The following is a 505-nucleotide window of genomic DNA, read 5'->3' on the forward strand; positions in this document are numbered from 1 at the left end:
CCATTATCTGTTCAGGCTTTATCGTCATGTGGATGGTGAACTTAACTGGTAAGCCTAGTGTCAAATATGGTATTCCTTTCCTGTATTGATACGTGCCAGCATGGGCATCAACGGTGCCAATTTACCTGCTATTTTACGCGCTATTATCGGTATCTTCTGGTATGGGGTGCAGACCTACTTTGCCTCGACCGCAGTCGCCATCTTATTGGCAATCTTTATAGGCAGTCCGGATACAACATTTTTAGGTTTAAACAGTACCGCATGGATTGCTTTTGTGATTGTTTGGGTATTTCAGATTCTGCTATTTTGGGCAGGTATTGAGCCAATCAAGCACTTTTTAAATTGGGCAGGTCCCCTGGTTTATGTTGTGATGGTCGTCCTTATGGCGGTTATTTGGTATCAGTCAGGTTCTGAGTTGCTACCAGCCATCAACTCTATCTTTGCAAGTGGCAGTGATTACAGTGGAAACTCCATCCAAGCATTTACTGCTATCGTCGGTACGATG

General features: G+C 44.0%; 1 protein-coding gene. It reads left to right on the forward strand.

All coding sequences use genetic code 11. The annotated features are described in order from the left end of the window. Nucleotides 1-100: 100 nt before the first annotated feature. On the forward strand, nt 101-505 hold a 405-nt coding region (locus ACS8FD_RS24935), incomplete at its 3' end, for a cytosine permease (RefSeq protein WP_439277817.1).

The organism is Psychrobacter sp. 1U2, assembly GCF_051847575.1.